Consider the following 25,162-nt stretch of genomic DNA (forward strand, 5'->3'; position numbering starts at 1 on the left):
GACTCTGAATATCAGCCGTGGAGATCAGCATGAATGAAGCCGTCAATCCGGGGCCACGCAACGGCATTTTGTCCCTGACGATCAAGGACAAGTCCGTGTTGTATGCGGCGTACATGCCGTTCATCAAGAACGGCGGCCTGTTTATCCCGACCAACAAAAGCTACAAGTTGGGCGATGAGGTTTTCATGCTGCTGAACCTGATGGACGAGCCGGAAAAAATCCCGGTCGCCGGCACGGTCACCTGGATCACCCCTAAAGGCGCCCAGGGCAACCGGGCCGCGGGGGTCGGCGTACAATTCAATGAAGGCGACGATACCGCGCGCAGTCGCATCGAAACCCATCTGGCCGGAGCCCTGAAGTCCGACCGTCCTACCCATACGATGTAAGTTGCAGCCCTTTTATGCTCGTAGATTCTCATTGTCACCTTGATCGCCTCGACCTTGCCGCGCACGACGGTTCTCTGGATGCTGCGCTCGATGCCGCCCGTCAGCGCGGGGTCGGTCACTTTTTGTGTATCGGCGTCAGCGTCGAAAACGCTGCCGACGTCAAAGCCCTGGCCGAACGCTACGCCGACGTCGACTGCTCGGTGGGTGTGCATCCGCTGGATGTGCAACCCGGTGCGGCGCCAGCGCTGGAGTGGTTGCTGCAGGAACTGAATCACCCGCGCGTGGTGGCGATCGGTGAAACCGGCCTGGACTATCACTACGAACCGGAAGCGGCCGAGTTGCAGCAGCAATCGTTTCGTCTGCACTTGCAGGCGGCGCAGCAGACGGGCAAGCCGGTGATCATTCACACCCGTGGCGCCCGTGCCGACACCTTGAGTCTGTTGCGTGAAGCGGCGCTGCCTCAGGCGGGCGTCCTGCATTGCTTCACTGAAGACTGGGACATGGCGAAAGCGGCGCTGGACATGGGTTATTACATTTCCCTGTCCGGGATTGTCACGTTCCGCAATGCCGATGCGTTGCGCGACGTGGCCAGCAAAGTGCCCGCTGACCGCTTGCTGGTGGAAACCGATTCGCCATATCTGGCGCCGATCCCTTATCGCGGCAAGCCGAACCTGCCGCAGTATGTGCGGGAAGTGGCAGAGTTTCTGGCGATGTTGCGCGGTGAGCCCTATGAGCGGTTTGCCGAGCAGACCACGCAGAACTTCAAGCGCTTATTCCCGTTGGCGCATGTGAAACCGGTTTAGAGTCAACGCCGCCTTCCTGAGCAGCCTCGGCCCACAAGGCTAAATCGCAGGCAAAAAAAACCCGGGTTCTGGGGGGTGAATCCGGGTTAAGACCATTAGGAGTAAAACAAAGGCACGCGGTCCGTTGGTACCTATATCGGCGCGACACTTGGGGGAGATGCCCCGCCGACATTTGAAGTATTGATCAGTATTGCGCCGAGTCCAGTTTAGCAGGGCGGGTTTTTAAACAATTTTGGAATACGCCCGCTTCGGAAGCGTTCTCATCAATTGCAAAGCTGCGTGAAATCATCATGAAACACAGATATGGTCGGATGATCCGTGCATTTTGGCGCAAGTTAGGCATAATACGCGGCTTCGAATTTTGACCCCTACAGACCTTTTCTTATGCATAAAGAACCTCGTAAGGTCCGTGAGTTTCGTCGCCGCGAGCAAGAAATTCTCGATACCGCGCTCAAGCTGTTCCTCGACCAGGGTGAAGACAGTGTCACCGTCGAGATGATCGCTGATGCCGTCGGTATCGGCAAAGGCACGATCTACAAGCACTTCAAGTCCAAGGCGGAGATCTATCTGCGCCTGATGCTCGATTACGAGCGCGATCTGAACGAGCTGTTGCATTCGGCCGATGTCGACAAGGACAAGGAGGCGCTGTCCCGGGCCTATTTCGAATTCCGCATGCGCGACCCGCAACGCTATCGGTTGTTCGACCGCCTGGAAGAAAAGGTGGTCAAGGGCAACCAGGTGCCGGAGATGGTCGAGGAACTGCACAAGATCCGCGCCTCGAACTTCGAACGCCTGACCCTGCTGATCAAAGGCCGGATCAGCGAAGGCAAACTCGAAGACGTGCCGCCTTACTTCCATTACTGCGCGTCCTGGGCGCTGGTGCACGGCGCCGTTGCGCTGTATCACTCGCCGTTCTGGAGCAATGTGCTGGAAGATCAGGAAGGCTTCTTCCAGTTCCTGATGGACATCGGCGTGCGCATGGGCAACAAACGCAAGCGCGATACCGACACCCCGAGCAGCTGAGCCATTCAGCTGCTTGATCGCGCCATGATTTAGCTACATGGCGCAGTACCTCAGGAATATACTCAGGCATAGGGCTTGCTAAAACTTGATTTCTGAGTCAAGTTTTACTCCGTCCGAATTTCCTTTTGCCGGAGTGATCCATGATCGTTGACCGTCAAGGCAGGCGTTTTCGCAATCTGCGGATCAGCCTGACTTCAGCCTGCAATTACGCGTGCACCTACTGCGTGCCTAACGGCAAGCGGCTGGTGGCTGCGCAGGATGAACTTTCGGCCGAGGCGATGGCCCGGGGCGTGGCCTATCTGATCGAAGCCGCTGGCATCGAGCGTTTGCGCATCACCGGCGGCGAGCCACTGGTCAGCCCCAAACTTGAAGCCTTCATGACAGCTGTCGGGCAGATGGGCCTTGAGGACATCAGCCTGACGACCAATGGTCAGTTGCTCGCGAAAAAACTGCCGCTGCTGGTGGATGCCGGCATCCGGCGCATCAACGTTTCCCTCGATACCCTGGACGCCAGTGCGTTTCGCAGCATTGCCCGCGGCGGCGATCTGGCGACTGTGCTCGACGGCATGGACCAGGCTTCGGCTGCCGGCATCAAGATCAAGGTCAACATGGTGCCGCTGCGCGGGCAGAACCTCGATCAGGTGATGCCGCTGCTCGAGTACTGCCTGGAGCGCGGCTATGAGTTGCGTTTCATCGAGCTGATGCGCATGGGCCACCTGGCCAGCGACTCCAATGCCTTCCTGCAGCAGTTCGTCAGTCTTGCGCAGTTGCTGAGCCTGATCGGCGAGCGCTACGAGTATTTGCAAGCTAACGCACCTGTAGACGCCACGGCAGTGCGTTATGAAGTTCCGGGGCAGGGTTACTTCGGCGTGATCGCCAACGAAAGCGTGCCGTTCTGCCGGACCTGTTCGCGGTTGCGGCTGTCCTCCACTGGCTGGTTGCATGGCTGTTTGTCGTCGAGCAATCGCCACTATGTCGGTGACCTGTTGGACAAACCGCGCCATCAGGCATTGCCGGCGCTGCAGCGCTTGCTGGTGAAAGCCCTGGGCGACAAGCAGGAAGTGGCGTTCTCCGGTGGCGCGACAATCATGAAAATTATCGGCGGCTGACAGGCCTCCTTCGCGAGCAAGCCCGCTTAAACACAAGGAGTACGCAAAACCCTGTAGGAGCCGGCTTGCTGGCGAACCAGGCGATGCGGTGTGTCAGGCATGCCCCCTTCGCTGGCAAGCCGGCTCCTACAGGGTTTTGCGTACACCTGAGCGAGGCTTGCCCGCTGAGGTATTCGAATAGGCAACCATGTACTTGAGCTGGCGCGGAAGCTGCATCCAACGCCCATTCGCCGGTTTTCCGTCACCGGCCTCTGGAGGGAAGGATGCGTAGCCTGGTTTTGCTGCTGGCCATTTTGGCGCTTGGTGGCTGCATGAAGGTCAGCGACATGGCCGAAGGCACTCGCTACCACATGAGCGACGCGGGTCTGCTCGACCATAGCGACAGCCGCCGAGCCAATAATCTGCGCATTCAGCCGGACTCCTTTGTCTACATCGCCCAAGGCGCCTTCGCTCCCCCGGGCAGTGCTTATCCACGGCCCAACGTGATCGCCGAAGTCGCCTTCGATGGCTTTATCGAATACTTCCCGATGGTGCGCCGGGCCCGCGTGCCGGAAGGTCTCGACCAGGCGATGGGCGAAGCCCGAGCCGCCGGTGCGCATTACCTGCTGTATACCCGCTTTGCCAAGTCCGATGACCGTATCGGCAACTCGGACGAATGGCTCGATCAGGAAGCCGTGGATCGACTCGGTATCGACAGTGGCGTCATTCAGATCATGTTGATCGAGACCAGCACCCAGTATTTGATTGATACTGCACGGATCAAGAGTCGTGGCGGTTTGCTGACGTTCCACGATACCAAGCCGGAAGACCTGATGGGCCCGCCGCTGGAGCAATATGCTCGTAGCTTGCTGGGGCTCAGCGACCACTAATTCAAGAAGGAGAACGCCATGAGTGGCCCGCAAAAAGCCAACGACCTGTTGGGGCAAATCCCCAAAACCAAAGGCTTGCCACCGGTCCACCTGTGGAATCCCGACTTCTGCGGCGACATCGACATGCGCATCGCCCGCGACGGCACCTGGTACTACCTGGGCACGCCGATCGGGCGCAAGCCGATGGTCAAGCTGTTCTCCACCATCATGCGTCGCGACGGCGATGACTACTTCCTCATCACCCCGGTCGAGAAAGTCGGCATCAAGGTCGACGATGCGCCTTTCGTGGCGATTGCCGTGGAGGTGGAAGGCGAGGGCGAGGCGCAGGTCTTGCGCTTTACCACCAATGTCGAGGAGACCGCCGAGGCCGGTGCCGAACACCCGATGCGGGTAGTGATCGACCCGGTGACGCAAGAGCCGGCGCCGTACGTGCATGTGCGCACCAACCTTGAAGCGCTGATCCACCGCAATGTGTTCTATCAGCTGGTGGAACTGGCCGTGACCCGAGAGATCGACGGGCAGCGCTGGCTAGGCGTCTGGAGTGGTGGCGAGTTCTTCCCCATCGGCCTCGAGCCGTAACACTATCCCTGTGGGAGCGAGCAAGCCCGCTCCCACAGGTTATATGTCGGCCGCATGATCCGGGCACGACACTTGACCTGTAGGAGCTGGCTTGTCGGATCGCCGCACCGCAGCGGAGGCTGCGTCACTGACGCAACCCATTATCACTGAGCGACGCCTACACCCTCCCGTCACCTGCCTGAAATATTCCTTGCCCGCCCCAGCCCGTTTCGGTTATCACGTTGTACATGATTAGACAGGTACGATTTGACAAGAAACAACGGGTGGTCGACGAACTCATCCGGCGCATCGAAAGCGGCCTCCTGGAGGACGGCTTTCTATTGCCGGGCGAGCATCAGTTGGCTCAGGAATTCAAGGTCAGCCGGGGCACGCTGCGCGAGGCCCTGGCCGAATTGAAACGGCGCCATTACATCGCGACGCAAAGCGGGGTCGGCTCCATCGTCACCTTCGACGGTGTGGTACTCGATCAACGCAACGGCTGGGCCCAGGCCCTGGCCGACAGCGGGGCGCTGATCAATACCGAAGTGCTGCGGCTGGAGGCGGTGACCCGTCCTGACCTGCTGCCGCGCTTCGGCACCGACCAATTCATCACCCTCGACCGACGCCGGCGTTCCACCGACGGCAAGCTGGTCTCCCTCGAACGCTCACTGATGCCCGCCACCGGAGGCCTGGAAAGCCTGCCGCGGGTCGGCCTGATCGATAACTCCCTGACCATCACCCTGGCCGCCTACGGCTACATCGGTGAGCGCGGCGATCAATGGATCGGCGCCGAACCCCTGAATGCCGAAGACGCCGAACTGCTGGGCCGCCCCCCAGGCACGGTATTCCTCAAAGCCTTGCGCACCACCTACGACCGGAAAAACCGCTTCATGGAGCAGGTCGAAAGCCTGCTCGACCCGGTGCATTTTCGCCTGCACCTGCAATTTGGCCGTTCACAATGACCGCACTCAACCGTGCCCTGGGCGCATTTTATGGCCTGGCCCTGGGCGATGCGCTGGGCATGCCGACGCAATCCCTGAGCCGCGCCGAGATCAAGGCGCGCTTCGGCGAAATCACCGATCTGCAGGACGCCGGCCCGGATCAGCCGATCGCCGCGAACATGCCCAAGGGCTCGATCACCGACGACACCGAACAGGCGATTCTGGTCGGCCAATTGCTGGTCGAGGGCGAGGGCTTGATCGACCCGTCAAGGCTTGCCCGGCGGCTGATCGAATGGGAAGCCGAGATGCAAGCCAAGGGCTCACAGGACTTGCTCGGCCCGTCGACCAAGCGGGCGATCGAGATGATCCTCGCCGGCCATTCACCGGAAGAAGCGGGGCGTTACGGCTCCACCAACGGCGCGGCCATGCGCATCACGCCAGTCGGGATCGCGGCGGATGTCGCCGCTCCTGAACCTTTCATCCAGGCCGTGGTGCAGGCCTGCCAGGTCACCCACAACACCACGCTGGGCATTTCCAGTGCGGCGGCGGTGGCGGCGGTGATCTCGGCCGGGATTAACGGCATGGACCTGGGCGAAGCCTTGAACCTTGGCCAGCAAATGGCATTGCAAGCGGAGGGGCATGGGCACTGGGTCGCGGGCGGACGCATCGCTTCGCGCATCAGTTGGGCACGGACCCTCAGTGTCGACAGCGATCGGGCGATGCTCGCCGATTTGCTGTATGACGTGATCGGCACCTCGGTGGCGTCTCAGGAATCGGTGGTGGTGTCGTTTGCCCTGGCCCAGCAAGTGGCCATTGGCGAAATGAACGCCTTCGAAGCGCTGTGCATGGCGGCGAGCCTGGGGGGTGACACCGATACCATCGCGGCGATTCTCGGGGCGATGCTCGGGGCCTGCCTGGGGCTGGAGAGCTGGCCGGCGGCGATGATCGAGCAGGTCAAGGCTGTTAATCATCTGGAGCTGGAGCCTTTGGTAAAAGGACTTTTAGCTTTGCGTTGACCGGACTGGCCTCTTCGCGAGCAAGCCCGCTCCCACATGGGTTATGCAGCGCACATAATCTTGTGCATGGCACAGATCTAATGTGGGAGCTCGCTTGCCCGCGATGGGCGCGCCGCGCACTCAAACTTTTCACCCGCAATGGAACGCACGAATACGGCCAGGACCGCCGGGATTTTGTTTTCGTCTTCCGAAATTGCCCACAACCACAACAAAGGCAACTGGAGTATTGTTTTCATGAGTTCATCGACCGCCGGGCCAAGCGCCGGGCAACTGGAAACCCGGGGCATCGAACCGGTACCGGAGGCGGAGTGCAACGGCCATCCGCTGCAACTGTTCTGGGTCTGGTTCGCCGCCAACATTTCCATCCTCGGCCTGCCGCTGGGTGCGACCCTCGTGGCGTTTCGCGGCCTGGCGATCTGGCAGGCGATCATCGTCGCGATCCTCGGCGCCGCCGGTTCGTTTGCGGTGGTCGGCATCATCTCCATCGCCGGCCGGCGGGGCCGGGCTCCGAGCCTGACCCTGTCGCGAGCGATCTTCGGCGTACGCGGCAATATCGGCCCGACCCTGGTCTCGCTGATGTCGCGTCTGGGTTGGGAAACGGTCAACACCACCACGGCGGCATTTGTGTTGCTGTCGTTGTGCTCGATCCTGTTCGGCTCGCCAGTGGAAGCCAAAAGCGCACCGCTGCTGACCCTGGTGTTCATCGCGATTTTCGTGCTGCTGACGTTGTCGGTCTCCGGCCTCGGCCATGCCACCTTGCTGGTGATCCAGAAGTGGGCGACCTATGTGTTCGGTGCGCTGAACATTCTGGTGGGCGGTTTCCTCTGCGCGACCATCGACTGGAGCGCCGTGTTCAACGCCGCGCCGGCACCGCTGAGCGCCATGATCATCGGTATCGGCACCATGGCCGCCGGCACCGGCATCGGTTGGGCGAACGCCGGTGCCGATATGTCGCGCTACCAGCACCGCAGCGTCAAGGCCGTGCGCCTGGTCGCGTCGGCGGCGTTCGGTGCGGGGATCCCGCTGGTACTGCTGATCACCCTCGGCGGGCTGCTGTCGGTGGGCAACAACGACCTGGCCTCGGCCACCGATCCGATCGTCGCGATCCGCGACATGCTGCCGACCTGGATGGCCGTGCCGTACCTGATGACCGCATTCGGCGGGCTGCTGCTGTCGAACAACCTGTCGGTGTACTCCGCCGGCCTGACCACCTTGACCCTCGGCCTGAAGGTCAAGCGCGTCTACGCCGTGGTGGTCGATATCGTTGCGATCTTCGCCGGTTCGATCTACTTCATGCTGATTGCGGACAGCTTCTACGGTCCGTTCATAACCTTCATTTCGCTGCTGGCCGTGCCCATCACGGCGTGGGTCGCGATCTTCGTGGTCGACCTGATTCATCGTCACTACTACAGCCCCAAGGATCTGCTGGACGTCAGCCCGAGCAGCGCCTACTGGTATCGCGGCGGCGTCGAGTGGCGTGCGTTCGGTGCGTGGGCCGTAGCGATCGTGCTGGGTTTCAGCTTTACCACCCTCGGCACCACCGAACAGAACGTCTGGTTCCGCGGCTTCCTGTCCGACTCCTGGCTGGGCCATAACGGCTTGGGCTGGATCGTGACCTTCCTGGTGGCCGGCGGGATTTACTGTGTACTCGGCGGGGCCAGGGATCGCCGCGCCGCGTTGCTAGAGAATGCTCATGCCTAGATTGCTGCATACCGGCCAGGTCATCATCGACCTGGTCATGGCCGTGGATAAACTGCCGCAGCCGGGCGGTGACGTGCTGGCGCAATCCGCCCGTTTCGAAGCTGGCGGTGGCTTCAATGTAATGGCTGCCGCCCAGCGTAACGGTTTGCCGGTGATTTACCTGGGGCGCCACGGCACCGGACGTTTCGGCGATCTGGCCCGTGAGGCGATGAACGCGCAAGGCATCCGCCTCGGCATCGCCGACTGCGCCGAGCGCGATACCGGGCTGTGCGTTGCGGTAACGGACGCGTCGGCCGAGCGCAGTTTCATTTCCTATATCGGCGCCGAGGGCGAGTTGACCGCCGAGGACCTGGCGAGTGTGCCGGCCGAGGCGGGCGACTATGTCTACGTCAGTGGCTACAGCCTGTTGCATCGCGGCAAGGCGCAGGCGCTGGTGGATTGGGTGCTGGCGTTGCCGGGCGGGATCAAGGTGGTGTTCGACCCGGGCCCGTTGGTGGAGTCGCCGGATGCGCCGTTGATGCAGGCCTTGCTGCCGCGCATTGATCTGTGGACCAGCAACAGTGTCGAGGCGCTGCGGTTTACCGGCGCGCCGGACATCGGCGAAGCCTTGAACCGGTTGGCTGATCATCTGCCGGCCGAGGTGCTGACAGTGGTGCGCGATGGGCCGCAAGGGTGCTGGATCAGCCGGCACGGCGAGCACCGGCATGTGCCGGGGTTCAAGGTCGAGGCGGTGGACAGCAATGGTGCCGGGGATGCGCATGCCGGGGTATTCGTGGCCGGGTTGGCACAGGGGTTGGCGGCAGGTGAGGCGGCGCGGCGGGCGAATGCGGCGGCGGCATTGGCGGTGACCCGGTGGGGGCCGGCGACTTCGCCCGGGACTGCCGAGGTGGATGAGTTGATCAGCAACATCTCCGGCGCCTGATCCACCGCTTTCGCGAGCAAGCCCGCTCCCAAAGGATTTTGTGTCGACCACCCATATTTGGTGAGATTCAGATCCCCCTGTGGAAGCAAGCTCACACCAAGGATTGTGTTGATCATCAATATTTGGTCGAACGCAGATCTACTGTGGGAGCGGGCTTGCTCGCGAAGGGGCCCTCAAAGTCAGCGCATCATTCAGCGTCAACCCGCCTTGCGCAACGCCTCGATCAACTCCTGCTTGCGCATGCTCGACCGCCCCGGAATTTTCTTCGCCGTGGCTTCCTTACGCAAACTGTCCACGGTCTGGGTATCGCGCGAAGCCTCGCTGTTGCGCGAATGCCCCTCACGGCTGGCCACTGCGCGTCGGGATGACTCCTGGCGATCTTCGGACTTGGCGCTCGCCGGTGTCTTGCGTCCAGAGCCCCCTTTGCGCTCACCGCCACCCGACTGCTTGTTGACCGTGGCCCAGGCGCGAGCTTCTGCTTCATCTTTGGCGACACCTTTTTTCTCGTAGCTGTCTTCGATGTGCTCGGCCTTGCGTTTCTGTTCGCCGGTGTACTTGTCTTTGCTTCCACGAGGCATGGGATTTCTCCTTGCTTCAGGATGTATATCCGCAGGTGCTGGCGGAGCCTGCGATCTTCCAGCATTCAAGGCAGAAGATCGCAGCCTGCGGCAGCTCCTACACGGTTAGATGTCCAGCTTGCGCGCTGCTTCAACCCCGGCAGCGCTGAGTTTGATCGGCAAGTTGAGCGCGTGTTCACCGGCCTCGTTGCAGGTCACATGACCGTGTTGAATCAACCCGCGTTCCTGCAGCGTGGCAAGGGTGCTGGCCACGACTTTCTCCCCCCGGTAATTGTCCAGGACCTCCTTGCCCAGCCCACTCGGGTGGGCGTGCAACAGGCGGGTCAGGACTTCTTTTTCAAGGTTTTGGTCGACGTTCATGCTTACCTCTTTATGCAGGTGAATAAGTCGCTCGCGTGGGCGAACTATTGACTGACACCGCCTTCGGAACCGGAACCACCGGTGGTGGTTTTCGAGCCGACGCCGGTGTCGGCGTTATCGGGTGTCCGGGTGTCCGGCTGGTTCATGCCACCTTGACGGCCCGCGTCATTGCCCTGAGTCCGTGGGTCGGTACCGGTGGAGGGCGGCAGGCTGCTGTCGACGCTCGTACCGTTAGTGTTCATGGCGGGTGCGCTTTGGATGGCGGGGGCTTCAGGGCTTTCGACCGGGTTGGTCGGGCCGGTGCCGGAGGCGGTGGTGGCGGCGGAAGCGGCGCAGGACATCAGGGTGGCAAGAGCGAAGGCGGACAACCTGGACGTGATCATGCTGGTGTCTCCATTTTCGAATGAGAGTCCTTACCTGTTATTGGTCCGGTGCCGATTTGGATTGGTGCCTGATGAACGACGAACGGTCCAAACCGGCAAGCTCTCTCGCCACAACATGCGCAGCGACTTAGTATGGCGTTTTCAATTTTGACGAAGGCACGTCCATGACCATCGAGATTCGCCCGGCGACCCCCAGCGATGCACCGCAAATCCTCGCGTTCATCACTGAACTGGCCGACTACGAACGTGCCCGCCACGAAGTCATCGCCAGTGTCGCCGACATCGAGCGCAGCCTGTTCAGCGAAGGCGCCACGGCCCACGGCCTGATCTGCCTGCGCGACGGCTCGCCGATCGGCTTTGCGGTGTTCTTTTTCAGCTATTCCACCTGGCTGGGCAGCAACTGCCTGTACCTCGAAGACCTCTACATCACCCCGCAACAGCGCGGTGGTGGCGCGGGCAAGACCTTGTTGCGCCATCTGGCAAAAATCGCCTGCGCCAATGATTGCGGGCGGTTCGAGTGGAGCGTGCTGGACTGGAACAAACAGGCGATCGAATTCTACGAATCCCTTGGTGCGCAGCCGCAGGAGGAGTGGGTGCGGTATCGGATGGATGGGGCGGTGTTGCGGGATTTTGCCCAAGGTATCTGATCGCACGCGACACGCTTTAAAGATCGCAGCCTTCGGCAGCTCCTACAGATTCGGTGTGCGCCGCAACATCGCGCCCGACCACGATCCCTGTAGGCGCTGCCGAAGGCTGCGATTTTTTTTGTCGATGCTCAATATATGGGATGCATATTTATATATTGAGATTTAGGCCCTTGCGGGTTTATAGTCCAGCTCACTCACTGCCAATAAACAGAACAGGTGAATCGATGCTGGCGCAATTGATCGCGCTCGATTGGGGGACAACCTCATTACGTGCTTACAAACTGGGCCAGGATGGCCAAGTGCTCGAACAGCGCTCGCTGTCGTCGGGCATCATGCAACTGCCCACAGCGCCACGAATCGTCGCCGGCCGGGCATGCACCGATGGTTTTGAGCTGGCCTTCGATGAGGCCTGCGGTGACTGGCTCGACGCGCAGCCCGCTTTGCCGGTGATTGCCTGCGGCATGGTCGGCAGCGCCCAGGGCTGGTGCGAAGCGGCCTACCGCGATACCCCGGCAAACGTCGCCAGTCTCGGCACCGCCCTGCACACCCTGCGCAGCACTCGCGGTGTCGATGTGCACATCGTGCCGGGCGTTATCCAGCGTTCGCCTTTACCTAATGTGATGCGCGGCGAAGAAACCCAAGTGCTGGGCGTGCTGCAAAACCTGCCAGTGGATTGCGGCAACGATCTGTTGATCGGCCTGCCGGGCAGTCATTCGAAATGGGTGCAAGTCGCCGACGGCTGCATCGAGCATTTCGATACCTTCATGACCGGCGAAATCTTCGCCGTGCTCAGCGAACACAGCATTCTCGGACGCACCCAGCTACGCGGTGCGTCTTTCGATGGCGCCGCCTTCGATCGCGGAGTGCAAGTGGCCTTGTCGGCGGACGGCGAGATCGGCCCGCTGTCGACCTTGTTCAGCGCCCGCAGCCTCGGGCTGACCGGCGAGCTGAGTGCCAGCGCGCAACCGGATTACCTGTCCGGCCTGCTGATCGGTCATGAGCTGTCGGCCTTGGCCAATGTCCAGCGCCGGCGCCGCAACAGCGTGCATCTGCCCTCGATCATCCTCATCGGTAATGCCCAACTGTGTGCCCGCTATACCCGGGCACTCGACGCCTGCGGTTTTGCCCGGGTGACCCTGGCCGAACAGGCCACCGAACGCGGGTTGTGGCAGCTGGCGATCGCCGCCGGACTGATGGCCGCAACCCCATCCCGTTAAACCTGACTGGAGGTCTGACATGCTCAAGCAAGCACTGGCGCAAAACGGTCTGATCGCGATCCTGCGGGGCCTGCGCCCGCAAGAGGCGGCGGCCATCGGAGAAGTCCTGTATGCCGCCGGATTTCGCGTCATCGAGGTACCGCTCAATTCCCCTGAACCCTACGACAGTATCCGCATCCTGAGCAGCACCTTGCCTGCCGACTGCCTGATCGGCGCGGGCACGGTGCTGACGCCGGAGCAGGTCGGGCAAGTGAAAGCCGCAGGCGGCCAGGTGATCGTCATGCCCCACAGCGATCCCAAGGTGTTGCGTGCGGCGAAGGCCGCGGGGTTGTTCCTGTCGCCGGGTGTGGCGACGCCGACGGAAGCCTTTGCCGCATTGGCCGAGGGCGCCGACGTACTGAAGATGTTCCCGGCCGAGCAGATGGGGCCGGCCGTCGTCAAAGCCTGGCTCGCCGTACTGCCTGCCGGAACGATTCTGGCGCCGGTCGGCGGTATCACTCCGGACAACATGCAGGTGTTTATCGACGCGGGCGTCAAAGGCTTCGGCCTCGGTTCCGGTTTGTTCAAACCGGGCATGACGCCTGAAGAGGTGGCCGTTAACGCCAAGGCCTATGTGGCGGCCTGGAAAGCCCTTCGCTGAGACTGTCTGGCGCTGCGAGCGCTGCATCCAATAAGAGAGACAACATGAAAATCACCAAACTGACCACCTTCATCGTTCCACCGCGCTGGTGCTTTCTCAAGGTCGAAACCGACGAGGGCGTCACCGGTTGGGGCGAGCCTGTGGTCGAAGGTCGCGCCCACACGGTCGCGGCTGCCGTCGAAGAATTGTCCGACTACCTGATCGGCAAAGACCCACGCAACATCGAAGACATCTGGACCGTGCTCTACCGCGGCGGCTTTTACCGTGGCGGCGCGATTCACATGAGCGCGCTGGCCGGTATCGACCAGGCGCTGTGGGACATCAAAGGCAAGGCCCTGGGGGTGTCGGTCAGTGATTTGCTCGGCGGCCAGGTGCGCGACAAGATCCGCGTCTACTCCTGGATCGGCGGCGACCGGCCGGCGGACACCGCTCGCGCGGCGAAAGAAGCGGTCGAACGTGGTTTCACCGCGGTGAAAATGAACGGCACCGAAGAGCTGCAATTCCTCGATTCCTTCGAGAAGGTCGACCTGGCCCTGGCCAACGTCGCCGCCGTGCGCGACGCGGTGGGCCCGAACGTCGGGATCGGCGTCGACTTCCATGGCCGGGTGCACAAACCCATGGCCAAGGTGCTGATGAAGGAGCTCGATCCGTACAAACTGATGTTCATCGAAGAACCGGTGCTCAGCGAAAACTACGAAGCACTGAAGGAACTGGCGCCGCTGACCAGTACGCCGATTGCCCTGGGTGAGCGGCTGTTCTCGCGCTGGGATTTCAAGCGCGTGCTCAGCGAAGGCTACGTCGACATCATCCAGCCCGATGCTTCCCACGCCGGCGGCATCACCGAAACCCGCAAGATCGCCAACATGGCCGAAGCCTACGACGTGGCGCTGGCGCTGCATTGCCCGCTGGGCCCGATTGCGCTGGCGGCGTGCCTGCAGCTGGATGCGGTTTGCTACAACGCGTTCATCCAGGAGCAGAGCCTGGGCATCCACTACAACGAGAGCAACGACCTGCTGGATTACGTCAAGGATCCACGGGTGTTCGACTACGACAAAGGCTTCGTCAAGATCCCCAACGGCCCGGGCCTGGGGATCGAGATCAACGAGGAATACGTGATCGAACGCGCGGCGGTCGGCCACCGCTGGCGCAACCCGATCTGGCGCCATGCCGATGGCAGTTTTGCCGAGTGGTGAAATCTCACTGACCCACCGCAATCCCCCTGTAGGAGCTGGCTTGCCAGCGAAAGCGTCCTTTCAGTCACATCAATGCCGGATGTGCCGCCGTCTTCGCTGGCAAGCCAGCTCCTACAGGGGGGGCAGCGCAAATCTTCAGCACGATCTCAATAAATATAAAAAGAGGCACCCCCCCCATGCAACCGCAAACCCTCACCGGGCAGGCGTCGTTGGTGACGCCCAGTCGCAAGCGTTTTTTCATCATGGTCCTGCTGTTCATCACCGTGGTGATCAACTACCTGGACCGCAGCAACCTGTCGATTGCCGCCCCGGCGCTGACCAGCGAACTGGGGATCGATCCGATCCATGTCGGGCTGATCTTCTCTGCGTTCGGCTGGACCTACGCCGCCATGCAGATCCCCGGCGGCTGGCTGGTGGATCGCGTCCCGCCACGGATTCTCTACAGCGTCGCGCTGCTGCTGTGGTCGATCGCCACGGTGATGCTCGGCTTTGCTGCCAGCTTCATCGCGCTGTTCGTCCTGCGCATGGCGGTCGGTGCGCTGGAAGCGCCGGCCTATCCGATCAACAGCCGTGTGGTCACCACGTGGTTCCCTGAACGCGAGCGTGCCACCGCCATCGGTTTTTATACCTCCGGGCAATTTGTCGGCCTGGCATTCCTCACCCCGGTACTGGCCTGGTTGCAGCATCGATACGGCTGGCACATGGTCTTCGTCAGCACCGGTGCGGTGGGCATTCTCTGGGCGGTGATCTGGTACGCGGTGTATCGCGAGCCGCGGGATTTCAAGGGCGCCAACGCGGCTGAAATCGAGCTGATCCGCGAGGGCGGCGGGCTGGTGGATATTCAGGTCGAAACCGCCAAGGCCAAGGCGAAATTCAGTTGGACCGACCTCGGCGTCGTCCTCAGCAAACGCAAACTCTGGGGCATCTACCTCGGCCAGTTCTGCCTCAACTCGACACTGTGGTTTTTCCTCACGTGGTTCCCGACCTACCTGGTGAAATATCGCGGCATGGACTTCATCAAGTCCGGCCTGCTGGCATCGCTGCCGTTCCTCGCCGCCTTCGTCGGCGTGCTGTGTTCGGGGTTCTTCTCTGACTGGTTGATCCGGCGCGGCTACACGGTGGGTTTTGCCCGCAAGTTGCCGATCATCGGCGGCCTGTTGATTTCCACCTCGATCATCGGCGCCAACTTCGTCGAGTCGACCCCGCTGGTGATTGCCTTCCTCGCGCTGGCATTTTTCGGTAACGGGCTGGCCTCGATCACCTTGTCGCTGGTGTCGACCCTGGCCCCGGCCCGGTTGCTGGGACTGACCGGCGGGGTGTTCAACTTTATCGGCAACCTGTCGGCCATCACCACGCCCATCGTCATCGGTTTCCTCGCCACCGGTAATTCGTTCGCTCCGGCGATCACCTATATCTCGGCGCTGGCGTTGATTGGCGCGCTTTCCTACATCCTGCTGGTGGGCAAGGTCGAGCGTATCAAGTTGTAGTTGCAGGCGTCGGGCGACCATAATGCCGCCCGTTCACTCGCTCAACGGTAAAGGCTGGATATGCAGGAAGACGCCCCGAAAATCGCCAAGGACGCCGCGCCGACCGGCACCCAGACACTGCTGCGTGGCCTGGGTGTGGTGCAGGCGGTGGCCAGTGGTGCCCGTGATCTCAAGGAAATCGCCCGGCTGATCGGCACCACGCGCAGCACCACCCATCGTCTGGCCAGTTGTCTGGTGGATGAGCGTTACCTGCGGGTGGTGCCGCAAATCGGCTATCTGTTGGGGCCCAAGCTGATCGAACTGGGTTTCCAGGCGCGCGAAGAACTGCCCCTGGTGACCCTGGCCGGGCCGTACCTGGATGAGTTGTCGGCATTGACCGGCGACACCATCCACCTGGCGATTCGTGAAGGCGACGAGGTGCTCTATCTGCACAAGAATCCGGGGCGCAACGGCCCGGAAATGCGTTCGCGGGTCGGCCACCGCATGCCGTTGGCGCGTACCGGGATCGGCAAGGCGCTGATGCTGGATGACACGCAGGAAGAATGGCAGCGGCTGTACGAAGTCAGCCTGCCGGCAGGTGGGAAAAATCTATTCTGGCCGCAGCACCCGGAGCAGTCCTGGGAGCAGTTTCAGCAGCGCATGCTCGAGTATGTGACGGGCGGCTACGCCTTCGATCTGGAAGACAACGAACCGTCGATCCGCTGTGTGGCGGCGCCGATCCGTGATGCCTCCAGGCGCATTGTCGCTGGCATCAGCATCGCCAGCACCGTGCCCTACATGCCGCTGGAAAAAATGGCCGAGCTGATCCCTCTGATCAAGGGGGTCACAGCCCGGCTGTCTGCGGAGTTAGGCCTGAAGGTTTAGACCTTCAGCGTCGCCATGTCGATCACGAAGCGGTACTTCACATCACCGGCGATCATGCGGGTGTAAGCCTCGTTGATCTGGCGGATGTCGAGCATCTCGATGTCGCAAGTGATGTCGTGCTCGGCGCAGAAATCCAGCACTTCCTGGGTCTCGGCAATGCCACCGATCAGCGAGCCGGCCAATACGCGACGGCTCATCACCAGCTTGCCCGCATGCACCGGCGGCTCGACCGGTTCGATCAAGCCCACCAGAATGTGCACGCCGTCGAAACGCAGGGTGTCGAGGTAGGGGTTGAGGTCGTGCTGCACCGGGATGGTGTCCAGCAGGAAGTCGAAATGACCGGCCGCCGCCTTCATCTGTTCGGCATCGGTGGACACGATCACGTGGTCCGCGCCCTGACGGCGAGCTTCTTCGGCCTTGCTCGCCGAGCGGGTGAACAGCGTCACTTCGGCGCCCATGGCCTTGGCGAACTTGATGCCCATGTGGCCGAGGCCACCCATGCCGAGAATCCCGACTTTGTCTCCGGCCTTCACCCCGTAGTGCTTGAGCGGAGAGTAGGTGGTGATGCCGGCGCAGAGGATCGGCGCGGCGCTGGCCAGGTCGAGTGTTTCCGGGATGCGCACGACGAAGTGTTCGCTGACCACGATGCTGTCGGAATAGCCGCCCATGGTGTTGCTGCCATCGATCCGGTCCGGGGTGGCGTAGGTCATGGTCGGACCTTCGAGGCAGTATTGCTCGAGATTCGACTGGCAGGCTTCGCAGCTGCGGCAGGAATCGACCATGCAGCCGACACCGACCAGGTCGCCGACCTTGTGTCGGGTGACATTCGCACCGATGGCGGTCACTTTGCCGACGATCTCGTGGCCGGGCATCAGTGGGTAAACTGCAATGCCCCACTCGTTGCGTGCCTGGTGGATGTCGGAATGGCAAACGCCGCAGTACAGAATATCGATGGCAACGTCGTCGGCCCGAGGGCTGCGGCGCTCGAATTTCACGGGGGCGAGGGGCGTGGTGGCCGATTGGGCGGCATATCCGATGGCGGTGTACATGAGGAACCTCGCAGAGCAGTGACAGGTGAGGGGGTGAATTCTGGGCGCCGGACCCACGCCCGGCCATGGCGATTCCTCCGGGTGTCATGCCTATTCCTCCGGCATGCGCCTCGAAGGAGACGCATTGGCCAGCAGACCTGCGATGATGCTTTCATCCCGATTTCCGCGACTTTTTCCGTGAAGAGCTGCCCATGCTGTTGACCCGTCATCTCGATGCCAATGCCACCCTGGTTTCATTGATCCAGCCGCTGACCACTCGTGATGGTTTCGCGCCCACCGCATTGCCGGGTGTGCAGGTGCTGCGCGCCAGTTGTGATGTGGCCCGTGGCCCGCAGATCTACGAGCCGAGCCTGGTGATCATTGCCCAGGGCAGCAAACTGGCGTATCTGGGGCCCCGTACGCTGGAGTACGGCGCCGGGCATTATCTGATCCAGGCACTGCCGGTGCCGTTCGAGTGCGAGACGTTTTCGGCACCGGATGGGCCCATGCTCGGGGTGTCCATCGCCATCGACCGGGTGCTGCTCGGTGAGTTGGTGTTGGCCATGGGGCTGGTGTCGGGACGCACGATTGCGGCGCAGACGCCGGAGTCCATGACCTCTGCGGTGCTCGACGACGCGATGCGTGGCTGTGTGGAACGGCTGCTGCGTTGCCTGCACGATCCGCTGGAATGCCAGGTGATGGGGCAGGCCCGATTGCGCGAGTTGTTGTTCGTCGCCTTGCGCGGACCGCAAGCCGATGTGTTGCGGGCACTGGTCGAGCAGCAGGGACAGTTCGCCCGGATCGCGGCATCGCTCAGTCATCTGCATGCGCATTACACCGAGCCGTTGAACGTCGAAACCCTGGCCGGTTGCGCGAACATGAGCGCGTCGACCTTTCACGAGCATTTCAAGCGCAGCACCTTGTTGTCGCCGGTGCAGTACTTGAAGCGCCTGCGCCTGCTCAAGGCGCAGACCTTGCTGGTGGCCGAGGGGCTGGGCGTGGCGCAGGTGGCGCATCGGGTGGGGTATCAAAGCACGTCGCAGTTCAGTCGCGAGTACAAGCGCTACTTCGAGCGCAATCCCGGCGACGAACGCGCCGCCTGATGCACCGCAGATCCCCCCTGTAGGAGCCGGCTTGCTGGCGAAGGCGGTGGGCCAGCCAGCATCTATATGACTGACACACCGCCTTCGCTGGCAAGCCAGCTCCTACAGGGGTTTTGTGGTGTGGCATGAATCCTGGGCAACAAAAAGGCCCCCATTCCGGGAGCCTCGATGTTCAGGCGTGCGACTTACATGTTCGGATAAGTCGGGCCGCCGGAGCCTTCCGGCGCCACCCAGGTGATGTTCTGTGCAGGGTCCTTGATGTCGCAGGTCTTGCAGTGAACGCAGTTCTGGGCGTTGATCTGGAAGCGCTTCTCGCCGTCTTCTTTGGTCACCACTTCGTACACGCCGGCCGGGCAGTAACGCTGGGCAGGTTCATCGTACAGCGGCAGGTTCTTGGCGATCGGGATGCTCGGATCGGTCAGCTTCAGGTGGCACGGCTGTTCTTCTTCATGGTTGGTACCGGAGATGAATACCGAGCTCAACTTGTCGAAGCTGAGCTTGCCGTCCGGTTTCGGGTAGTCGATCTTCTTGCAGTCGGCCGCCAGTTTCAGGCACGCGTAGTCCGGCTTGGTGTCGTGCAGGGTGAACGGCAGTTTGCCGCCGAAGATGTTCTGATCGAGCCAGTTGAAACCACCGCCGACGATGGCGCCGAACTTGTGGATCGCCGGGCCGAAGTTGCGGCTGGCGAACAGTTCGTCGTAGAGCCAGCTCTTCTTGAACGCGTCGACGTAGGTGGTCAGCTCTTCGGTGCCGTCCTTTTCCGCGAACAACGCGTCGGCCACGGATTCGGCGGCGAGCATGCCCGACTTCATGGCGGTGTGGCTGCCCTTGATCTTGGCGAAGTTCAGGGTGCCGAGGTCGCAACCGATCAATGCGCCGCCCTTGAACACCATTTTCGGCAGCGAATTCAGGCCGCCTTTGCAGATGGCGCGAGCGCCGTAGCTGATGCGCTTGCCGCCTTCCAGGTACTGCTTGAGCACCGGGTGATGCTTGAGGCGCTGGAACTCGTCGAAGGGCGAGAGGAAGGTGTTGCTGTAGGACAGGTCGACGATCAGACCCACCACCACCTGGTTGTTTTCCAGGTGATAGAGGAAGGAGCCGCCGGTGTTCTCGGTGCCCATGATGTCCAGCGGCCAGCCGGCGGTGTGGACCACCAGGCCTGGCTGATGCTTGGCCGGGTCGACTTCCCAGATTTCTTTCAGGCCGATGCCGTAGTGCTGGGCGTCGGCCTCGCTGTCGAGGTTGAAGCGCTTGATCAGTTGCTTGCCGATGTGGCCACGGCAACCTTCGGCGAACAGCGTGTATTTGCCACGCAGTTCCATGCCCGGGGTGTACAGGCCTTCTTTCGGCTGACCTTCGCGGTCAACGCCCAGATCGCCGGTGATGATCCCGCGCACTACACCGTTTTCGTCGAACAGCGCTTCCTGGGCGGCGAAGCCCGGGTAGATTTCCACGCCCAGGTTTTCCGCCTGCTGGGCCAGCCAGCGGCACAGGTTGCCCAGGGAGATGATGTAGTTGCCTTCGTTGTGCATGGTCTTGGGCACAAAGAAGTCAGGGATTTTCTGCGCGCTGTCGGCGTTCTTGAGCACGAAGATGTCATCGCGGGCCACCGGTGTGTTCAGCGGCGCACCCAGTGCTTTCCAGTCCGGGAACAGTTCGTTCAGGGCGCGGGGTTCAAAGATCGCGCCGGAGAGAATGTGTGCACCGACTTCGGAGCCTTTTTCGACCACGCAGACGCTGATTTCCTTACCGGCTTCGGCGGCCTTCTGCTTCAAGCGGCAAGCGGCGGAAAGACCCGCGGGGCCGGCACCGACGATGACCACGTCGAATTCCATGTATTCGCGTTCCACAGGTTATCTCCTACTCAAGGCTCAACAGTTTTTTTTCTAATTGGAGGTTGGGTGTCGCATCCATGAATGCCTGCTCGTTGCAGGAAAAGGACAAACGATAAACCACCTTTCTCTCTAAGGTGGCGCATTATATCTACACCACTCTCAGCGTCCAATACAAACGTTTGTTTGAATTGGCCCGAAGCCAGAGAAATCATAGACGCGCGGCTTATGAATGGCCCATTTGGCGTATTGACCGGAATTAGTGTTCCGGTCAATATACGGGCGGTTTTGCGCTCGCCGTAGGCTGACTGTTGGTTTCAAGAGCACCTCTAAAGACAGGGCGGTGGCAGTAGAAGGTGATGCGTTGCGACCCCAGGGGCGCAGTTTACACGCTGCGATAACGAATGACTCGTCGGTCACCATGACGAACGGTCATAAACCTCGTGAGCAAGGTTCACCCGATACACCTGCCAGCGTTTTTAGAGGTGCCCTTGCGCCGATGAGCATCAAACCGCCAGGTTCGCCTAGGCGACTTCTTTTCACCGGAGAGTAACGAGGAATCCATGAAGGTTCTTGTAGCTGTCAAACGCGTTGTGGATTACAACGTGAAAGTTCGCGTCAAGGCGGACAATTCCGGCGTCGACCTCGCCAACGTCAAGATGTCGATGAACCCGTTCTGCGAAATCGCAGTGGAAGAAGCCGTACGCCTGAAAGAAAAAGGTGTTGCGACTGAAATCGTCGTCGTCTCCATCGGCCCGTCCACCGCTCAAGAGCAACTGCGCACCGCGCTGGCTCTGGGTGCCGACCGCGCCATCCTCGTCGAATCCGCCGAAGACCTGACGTCGCTGGCCGTTGCCAAGCTGCTCAAGGCGGTTGTCGACAAGGAACAGCCTCAGCTGGTGATCCTTGGCAAACAAGCCATCGACAGCGACAACAACCAGACTGGCCAGATGCTAGCAGCATTGAGCGGTTATGGTCAGGGCACGTTCGCTTCAAAAGTCGAGATCAGCGGCGACACGGTTGCCGTGACTCGCGAAGTCGACGGCGGCGCGCAGACGGTTTCCCTGAAACTGCCGGCCATCGTCACCACTGACCTGCGTTTGAACGAGCCGCGTTACGCGTCGCTGCCAAACATCATGAAAGCCAAGAAGAAGCCTCTCGAAGTGCTGACTCCGGACGCTTTGGGCGTTTCCACCGCCTCCACCAACAAGACCGTGAAAGTCGAAGCGCCGGCTGCACGCAGCGCGGGTATCAAGGTCAAGTCGGTGGCTGAACTGGTCGAGAAACTGAAAAACGAAGCGAAGGTAATCTAATCATGACTATCTTGGTAATCGCTGAACACGACAACAAAGTGCTGGCCCCGGCCACGCTGAACACCGTGGCGGCTGCCGTCAAAATCGGCGGCGACATCCATGTACTGGTTGCAGGTCAGGGCGCTGGCGCCGCGGCTGAAGCCGCTGCGAAAATCGCTGGCGTAGCTAAAGTGCTGGTGGCCGACAACGCCGCCTACGCTCACCAACTGCCGGAAAACGTTGCGCCGCTGGTAGCCGAGCTGGGCAAGGGCTACAGCCACATCCTGGCTGCCGCCACTTCCAACGGCAAAAACATCCTGCCGCGCGTTGCCGCGCAGCTGGACGTTGACCAGATCTCCGAGATTATCTCGGTAGAAAGCGCCGACACCTTCAAGCGTCCGATCTACGCCGGTAACGCCATCGCTACCGTTCAGTCCAACGCTGCGGTGAAAGTCATCACCGTGCGTGCTACCGGTTTCGACCCGGTCGCCGCTGAAGGTGGTTCGGCATCGGTTGAAGCCGTTGCGGCTGCCCACGACGCTGGCATCTCCAGCTTCGTTGGCGAAGAACTGGCCAAGTCCGATCGTCCGGAACTGACCGCTGCCAAGATCGTCGTTTCCGGCGGCCGTGGAATGCAGAACGGCGACAACTTCAAACACCTGTACGCCCTGGCCGACAAGCTGGGCGCTGCCGTCGGTGCTTCCCGCGCCGCGGTCGACGCAGGTTTTGTTCCCAACGACATGCAGGTCGGTCAGACCGGCAAGATCGTTGCTCCACAGCTGTACATCGCGGTCGGTATCTCCGGCGCGATCCAGCACCTGGCCGGCATGAAAGACTCCAAGGTGATCGTTGCGATCAACAAGGACGAAGAAGCGCCGATCTTCCAGGTGGCCGATTATGGCCTGGTGGCGGATCTGTTCGAAGCGATCCCTGAGCTGGAGAAGCTGGTCTAATCCAGCGGCTTCACTTATAAAGAGCCCGACCTGTTGGTCGGGCTTTTTTTTTTGTTTTTTCTGTGTAGGAGCAAGCTTGCTCGCGATGGTCGCAAAGGCACCGCGTTTATTCAGAAAGAACGCGTTATCGTTAACGTCCATCGCGAGCAAGCTTGCTCCTACAGCAGATATAACCGGGTTTAGGAGGAGTGTATTGCCATGGATCTGCGCCGAGTGTTCGGTTGGTCAATGCTGTTGGGGCTGACGGTGTTGCCGGTGCTGTCTGTTGCTGCGGGCAAATGTGAACGCCTGATAGTCACCGGCAGCCCGGACGCACCCCCTTACCTGTGGCAAGACCCGCAGCACCCCAAACACCTGATCGGCGCCAGTGCCGATCTGTTGCAGCAGGTGGCGGGGGAGTTGGGGATCAAGGTCGAACTGCTGTATGCCGGCAAACGCGCCCAGGCTCTGGACGAGGTGCGCAGCGGGCGCATGGACATGCTGGCCGATGCGCCGTTGACCGTCAGTGGACTCGAATCCCTGGATTACATTCATCCGCCGTTGCTGGAAAACGATTACCTGGTCTGGACCCGAAAAGACTCGGCACTGGTCTACAACGAAGCGCAGGACCTGCACGGTCATCCCGGCGCTTTATCGGAAAAGGCTCGTCTGACCCCGGCATTCGGCACCTTCGCCGAGCAGCAATTGACCCTCGCGCACACGCCTAACCTGACCCAGGCTTTTCAGAAGTTGCTGTTGGGCGAGGTCGAGTTTGTCCTCGCCGGCCGCTACTCGGGCATGGCCGCCGTACAGGCACTGAGCATGGTCAACGACCTGGTCGCGCGACCCCGGCCGGTCGACAAACCCGGCCTATTCCTCGCGGTCTCCCATAACTCCGCCTGCAACGATCCGTGGTTACGCGGACAGCTGGCTAAAAAGATGACAGAATTGCTCGCGTCCGGACTGGCGGAAGCCGCATTGCAGCGCAATGTCGAGCGCTGGAAGTTGCAGCAGCAACGACCCGCCAGTACCCCAAAACAGTAGGGATTTTTAGTGAGTATTCGACCTCTTTCCGCTGCCCTGGCCGTTCTGGCTCTGGCGGGTTGTGCAGCCGATCCGGCGCCGAATGAACAGATACGCCTGACCGAGCAGGCGCTGGTACAAGCAAAAGCTGTGGGTGCCACCGCCGACGACGTGCCGGAATTGAAACTGGCCGAAGAAAAATTCACCCGTGCCCAGGGCGACATGGCCGATCAGTCCTATAAACATGCGCGCATGCGGGCCGAACAGGCCGAGCTGGACGCGCGTCTGGCCGAAGCCCGGGTCCTGACCCGCAAGAGTGAAGAAAAGTTGAACGTGCTCAATACCCGCATCACCCGCTTGCGCAAGCAACTGGGAGATGCCCAATGAGCCTCAAGCGCAAAGTACTCGGCGGTTTGCTCCTGGCAGGCTGCGCCAGCCTCTATGGCTGTGCCGGCCAGCACAGCGAGGCCGCGTTGCAGCAGGCCGGCGTTGATTTCCAGAAGGTCAAGGAAGACGCCAACGTGCTGCGGATCGCGCCCAAGGATGTGATTCGCGCCGGTGAATCCCTGGCCCGCGCCGATCGTCTGTCCAGCTACTGGGGCAGCGGATCCGACGTGCAGCATTACGCTTATCTGAGCCAGCGCTACAGCGAAATCGCCCGTGAACACTCCAACCAGGTGCTCAACGAAGAGCGCGCGGCGAAGCTCGAACTGGAGCGTCAGCGCCTGCAACTGGCCCTGCGCGAATCCAAATTGCTCAGCGTGCAACAGCAGGGCAAATGGCTTGAAGAACAGATTCTCGCGCTGGCCACCACCCAGACCGACCGTGGCCTGGTGATGACGCTGGGCGATGTGCTGTTCGATACCGGCGAAGCGGAGTTGAAAAATTCGGCCAACCGCGTGGTGTTGAAAATCGTGCAGTTCCTGCAGCTCAACCCCAAGCGTGTCGTGCGTATCGAAGGCTACGCCGACAGTACCGGCGGCAAGCAGGAAAACCTCAAACTGTCCCGCGACCGTGCGCAATCGGTGGCGAACGTGCTGATGGACCTGGGTATTGACGACAAACGCATCCAGGTCGAAGGCTACGGCGATGAATACCCGGTGGACGCCAATGCCTCGGAACGGGGTCGTGCGCAGAACCGTCGGGTGGAAATTGTGTTCTCCGATGAAAAAGGCCAGCTTGGCGCTGCTCGCTGATCAGCAATCCTAACCCTGCATCCCCAACCCGGCCTGCCCAGCAGCGCCGGGTTTTTTTG

At 61.2% G+C, this 25,162-nt stretch carries 27 protein-coding genes; 22 read left to right on the forward strand and 5 right to left on the reverse strand.

Annotated elements, in window-relative coordinates; translation table 11 throughout:
- Positions 1-29 precede the first annotated feature (29 nt).
- From ELQ88_RS09510 to ELQ88_RS09555, 10 genes are all read left to right on the forward strand, one after another.
- Positions 30-386 (forward strand): PilZ domain-containing protein, encoded by a 357-nt coding sequence (locus ELQ88_RS09510; RefSeq protein ID WP_128872173.1) that lies wholly within the window; start codon positions 30-32, stop codon positions 384-386.
- Positions 387-400: 14 nt separating this feature from the next.
- Positions 401-1,189 carry a TatD family hydrolase gene (locus ELQ88_RS09515; RefSeq protein WP_128872174.1) on the forward strand — a complete coding sequence of 263 codons (789 nt, stop codon included), beginning with the start codon at positions 401-403 and terminating at the stop codon, positions 1,187-1,189.
- Between the two features lie 384 nt (positions 1,190-1,573).
- Complete coding sequence (locus ELQ88_RS09520) at positions 1,574-2,212, forward strand: TetR/AcrR family transcriptional regulator (RefSeq protein ID WP_008152317.1); 639 nt, start codon at positions 1,574-1,576, stop codon at positions 2,210-2,212.
- A gap of 140 nt (positions 2,213-2,352) precedes the next feature.
- Positions 2,353-3,321, forward strand: coding sequence for a radical SAM protein (locus ELQ88_RS09525; RefSeq protein ID WP_138964740.1), 969 nt, complete (start codon positions 2,353-2,355; stop codon positions 3,319-3,321).
- Between the two features lie 263 nt (positions 3,322-3,584).
- Positions 3,585-4,190 (forward strand): DUF4823 domain-containing protein, encoded by a 606-nt coding sequence (locus ELQ88_RS09530; RefSeq protein ID WP_128872176.1) that lies wholly within the window; start codon positions 3,585-3,587, stop codon positions 4,188-4,190.
- A gap of 18 nt (positions 4,191-4,208) precedes the next feature.
- Complete coding sequence (locus tag ELQ88_RS09535) at positions 4,209-4,769, forward strand: DUF1285 domain-containing protein (protein ID WP_128872177.1); 561 nt, start codon at positions 4,209-4,211, stop codon at positions 4,767-4,769.
- Positions 4,770-4,996: 227 nt separating this feature from the next.
- A complete protein-coding gene (locus tag ELQ88_RS09540; protein ID WP_138964742.1) occupies positions 4,997-5,710 on the forward strand; it encodes a GntR family transcriptional regulator in 714 nt (237 codons plus the stop codon).
- Positions 5,707-6,705: an ADP-ribosylglycohydrolase family protein gene (locus ELQ88_RS09545; protein ID WP_128872179.1), complete on the forward strand. Its 999-nt coding sequence runs from the start codon at positions 5,707-5,709 to the stop codon at positions 6,703-6,705. Before ELQ88_RS09540 ends, ELQ88_RS09545 begins: the two co-directional genes overlap by 4 nt.
- Before the next feature lie 234 nt (positions 6,706-6,939).
- A complete protein-coding gene (locus ELQ88_RS09550) occupies positions 6,940-8,406 on the forward strand; it encodes a cytosine permease (RefSeq protein ID WP_138964744.1) in 1,467 nt (488 codons plus the stop codon).
- Complete coding sequence (locus ELQ88_RS09555) at positions 8,399-9,328, forward strand: PfkB family carbohydrate kinase (protein ID WP_138964746.1); 930 nt, start codon at positions 8,399-8,401, stop codon at positions 9,326-9,328. The genes ELQ88_RS09550 and ELQ88_RS09555 overlap by 8 nt, the downstream gene beginning before the upstream one ends.
- Before the next feature lie 197 nt (positions 9,329-9,525).
- On the opposite strand, the gene ELQ88_RS09560 is transcribed toward ELQ88_RS09555, so the two are convergent.
- The 3 genes from ELQ88_RS09560 to ELQ88_RS09570 form a co-directional block, all read right to left on the reverse strand.
- On the reverse strand, positions 9,526-9,906 hold the full coding sequence (locus ELQ88_RS09560) for a Rho termination factor N-terminal domain-containing protein (protein WP_138964748.1): 381 nt from the start codon (positions 9,904-9,906) through the stop codon (positions 9,526-9,528).
- Positions 9,907-10,011: 105 nt separating this feature from the next.
- On the reverse strand, positions 10,012-10,266 hold the full coding sequence (locus tag ELQ88_RS09565; protein ID WP_128872183.1) for a hypothetical protein: 255 nt from the start codon (positions 10,264-10,266) through the stop codon (positions 10,012-10,014).
- Positions 10,267-10,310: 44 nt separating this feature from the next.
- Positions 10,311-10,649, reverse strand: a complete 339-nt coding sequence (locus tag ELQ88_RS09570) for a hypothetical protein (protein ID WP_138964750.1) — start codon at positions 10,647-10,649, stop codon at positions 10,311-10,313.
- A gap of 164 nt (positions 10,650-10,813) precedes the next feature.
- Between ELQ88_RS09570 and ELQ88_RS09575 the strand changes: the two genes are divergently transcribed.
- From ELQ88_RS09575 to ELQ88_RS09600, 6 genes are all read left to right on the forward strand, one after another.
- A complete protein-coding gene (locus ELQ88_RS09575; protein WP_128872185.1) occupies positions 10,814-11,296 on the forward strand; it encodes a GNAT family N-acetyltransferase in 483 nt (160 codons plus the stop codon).
- Positions 11,297-11,520: 224 nt separating this feature from the next.
- Positions 11,521-12,513, forward strand: coding sequence for a 2-dehydro-3-deoxygalactonokinase (locus ELQ88_RS09580; RefSeq protein ID WP_138964752.1), 993 nt, complete (start codon positions 11,521-11,523; stop codon positions 12,511-12,513).
- Between the two features lie 19 nt (positions 12,514-12,532).
- Positions 12,533-13,153 carry a 2-dehydro-3-deoxy-6-phosphogalactonate aldolase gene (locus tag ELQ88_RS09585; RefSeq protein WP_138964754.1) on the forward strand — a complete coding sequence of 207 codons (621 nt, stop codon included), beginning with the start codon at positions 12,533-12,535 and terminating at the stop codon, positions 13,151-13,153.
- 44 nt (positions 13,154-13,197) lie between these two features.
- Positions 13,198-14,346, forward strand: coding sequence for a galactonate dehydratase (dgoD, locus tag ELQ88_RS09590; RefSeq protein ID WP_008152275.1), 1,149 nt, complete (start codon positions 13,198-13,200; stop codon positions 14,344-14,346).
- Between the two features lie 176 nt (positions 14,347-14,522).
- A complete protein-coding gene (locus tag ELQ88_RS09595; RefSeq protein ID WP_138964756.1) occupies positions 14,523-15,833 on the forward strand; it encodes an MFS transporter in 1,311 nt (436 codons plus the stop codon).
- Between the two features lie 60 nt (positions 15,834-15,893).
- Positions 15,894-16,697, forward strand: coding sequence for an IclR family transcriptional regulator (locus ELQ88_RS09600; protein WP_128872189.1), 804 nt, complete (start codon positions 15,894-15,896; stop codon positions 16,695-16,697).
- Here the strand turns inward: ELQ88_RS09600 and ELQ88_RS09605 are convergent.
- The gene (locus ELQ88_RS09605; RefSeq protein ID WP_138964758.1) at positions 16,694-17,746 is read right to left on the reverse strand and encodes an NAD(P)-dependent alcohol dehydrogenase; all 1,053 of its coding nucleotides are present in this window, start codon (positions 17,744-17,746) and stop codon (positions 16,694-16,696) included. The two genes, ELQ88_RS09600 and ELQ88_RS09605, sit on opposite strands and share 4 nt — an antisense overlap.
- 191 nt (positions 17,747-17,937) lie before the next feature.
- Here ELQ88_RS09605 and ELQ88_RS09610 point away from each other — a divergent pair, with 191 nt between their 5' ends.
- Positions 17,938-18,828: an AraC family transcriptional regulator gene (locus ELQ88_RS09610; protein WP_128872191.1), complete on the forward strand. Its 891-nt coding sequence runs from the start codon at positions 17,938-17,940 to the stop codon at positions 18,826-18,828.
- A 185-nt stretch (positions 18,829-19,013) separates the two neighbouring features.
- Here the strand turns inward: ELQ88_RS09610 and ELQ88_RS09615 are convergent, their stop codons facing one another.
- Positions 19,014-20,678, reverse strand: coding sequence for an electron transfer flavoprotein-ubiquinone oxidoreductase (locus tag ELQ88_RS09615; RefSeq protein WP_128869838.1), 1,665 nt, complete (start codon positions 20,676-20,678; stop codon positions 19,014-19,016).
- Between the two features lie 545 nt (positions 20,679-21,223).
- On the opposite strand from ELQ88_RS09615, the gene ELQ88_RS09620 reads away from it, so the two are divergent.
- The 5 genes from ELQ88_RS09620 (at position 21,224) to ELQ88_RS09640 (ending at position 25,103) form a co-directional block, all read left to right on the forward strand.
- On the forward strand, positions 21,224-21,973 hold the full coding sequence (locus tag ELQ88_RS09620) for an electron transfer flavoprotein subunit beta/FixA family protein (protein ID WP_056745417.1): 750 nt from the start codon (positions 21,224-21,226) through the stop codon (positions 21,971-21,973).
- A 2-nt stretch (positions 21,974-21,975) separates the two neighbouring features.
- On the forward strand, positions 21,976-22,905 hold the full coding sequence (locus ELQ88_RS09625; protein ID WP_138964760.1) for an FAD-binding protein: 930 nt from the start codon (positions 21,976-21,978) through the stop codon (positions 22,903-22,905).
- A 198-nt stretch (positions 22,906-23,103) separates the two neighbouring features.
- Positions 23,104-23,928, forward strand: coding sequence for a transporter substrate-binding domain-containing protein (locus ELQ88_RS09630; protein WP_128869836.1), 825 nt, complete (start codon positions 23,104-23,106; stop codon positions 23,926-23,928).
- A 9-nt stretch (positions 23,929-23,937) separates the two neighbouring features.
- Positions 23,938-24,294 (forward strand): DUF4398 domain-containing protein, encoded by a 357-nt coding sequence (locus ELQ88_RS09635; RefSeq protein WP_138964762.1) that lies wholly within the window; start codon positions 23,938-23,940, stop codon positions 24,292-24,294.
- Complete coding sequence (locus tag ELQ88_RS09640) at positions 24,291-25,103, forward strand: OmpA family protein (protein WP_128869834.1); 813 nt, start codon at positions 24,291-24,293, stop codon at positions 25,101-25,103. Before ELQ88_RS09635 ends, ELQ88_RS09640 begins: the two co-directional genes overlap by 4 nt.
- Positions 25,104-25,162 lie beyond the last annotated feature (59 nt).

This window comes from Pseudomonas sp. MPC6 (assembly GCF_006094435.1).
GTDB lineage: Bacteria > Pseudomonadota > Gammaproteobacteria > Pseudomonadales > Pseudomonadaceae > Aquipseudomonas.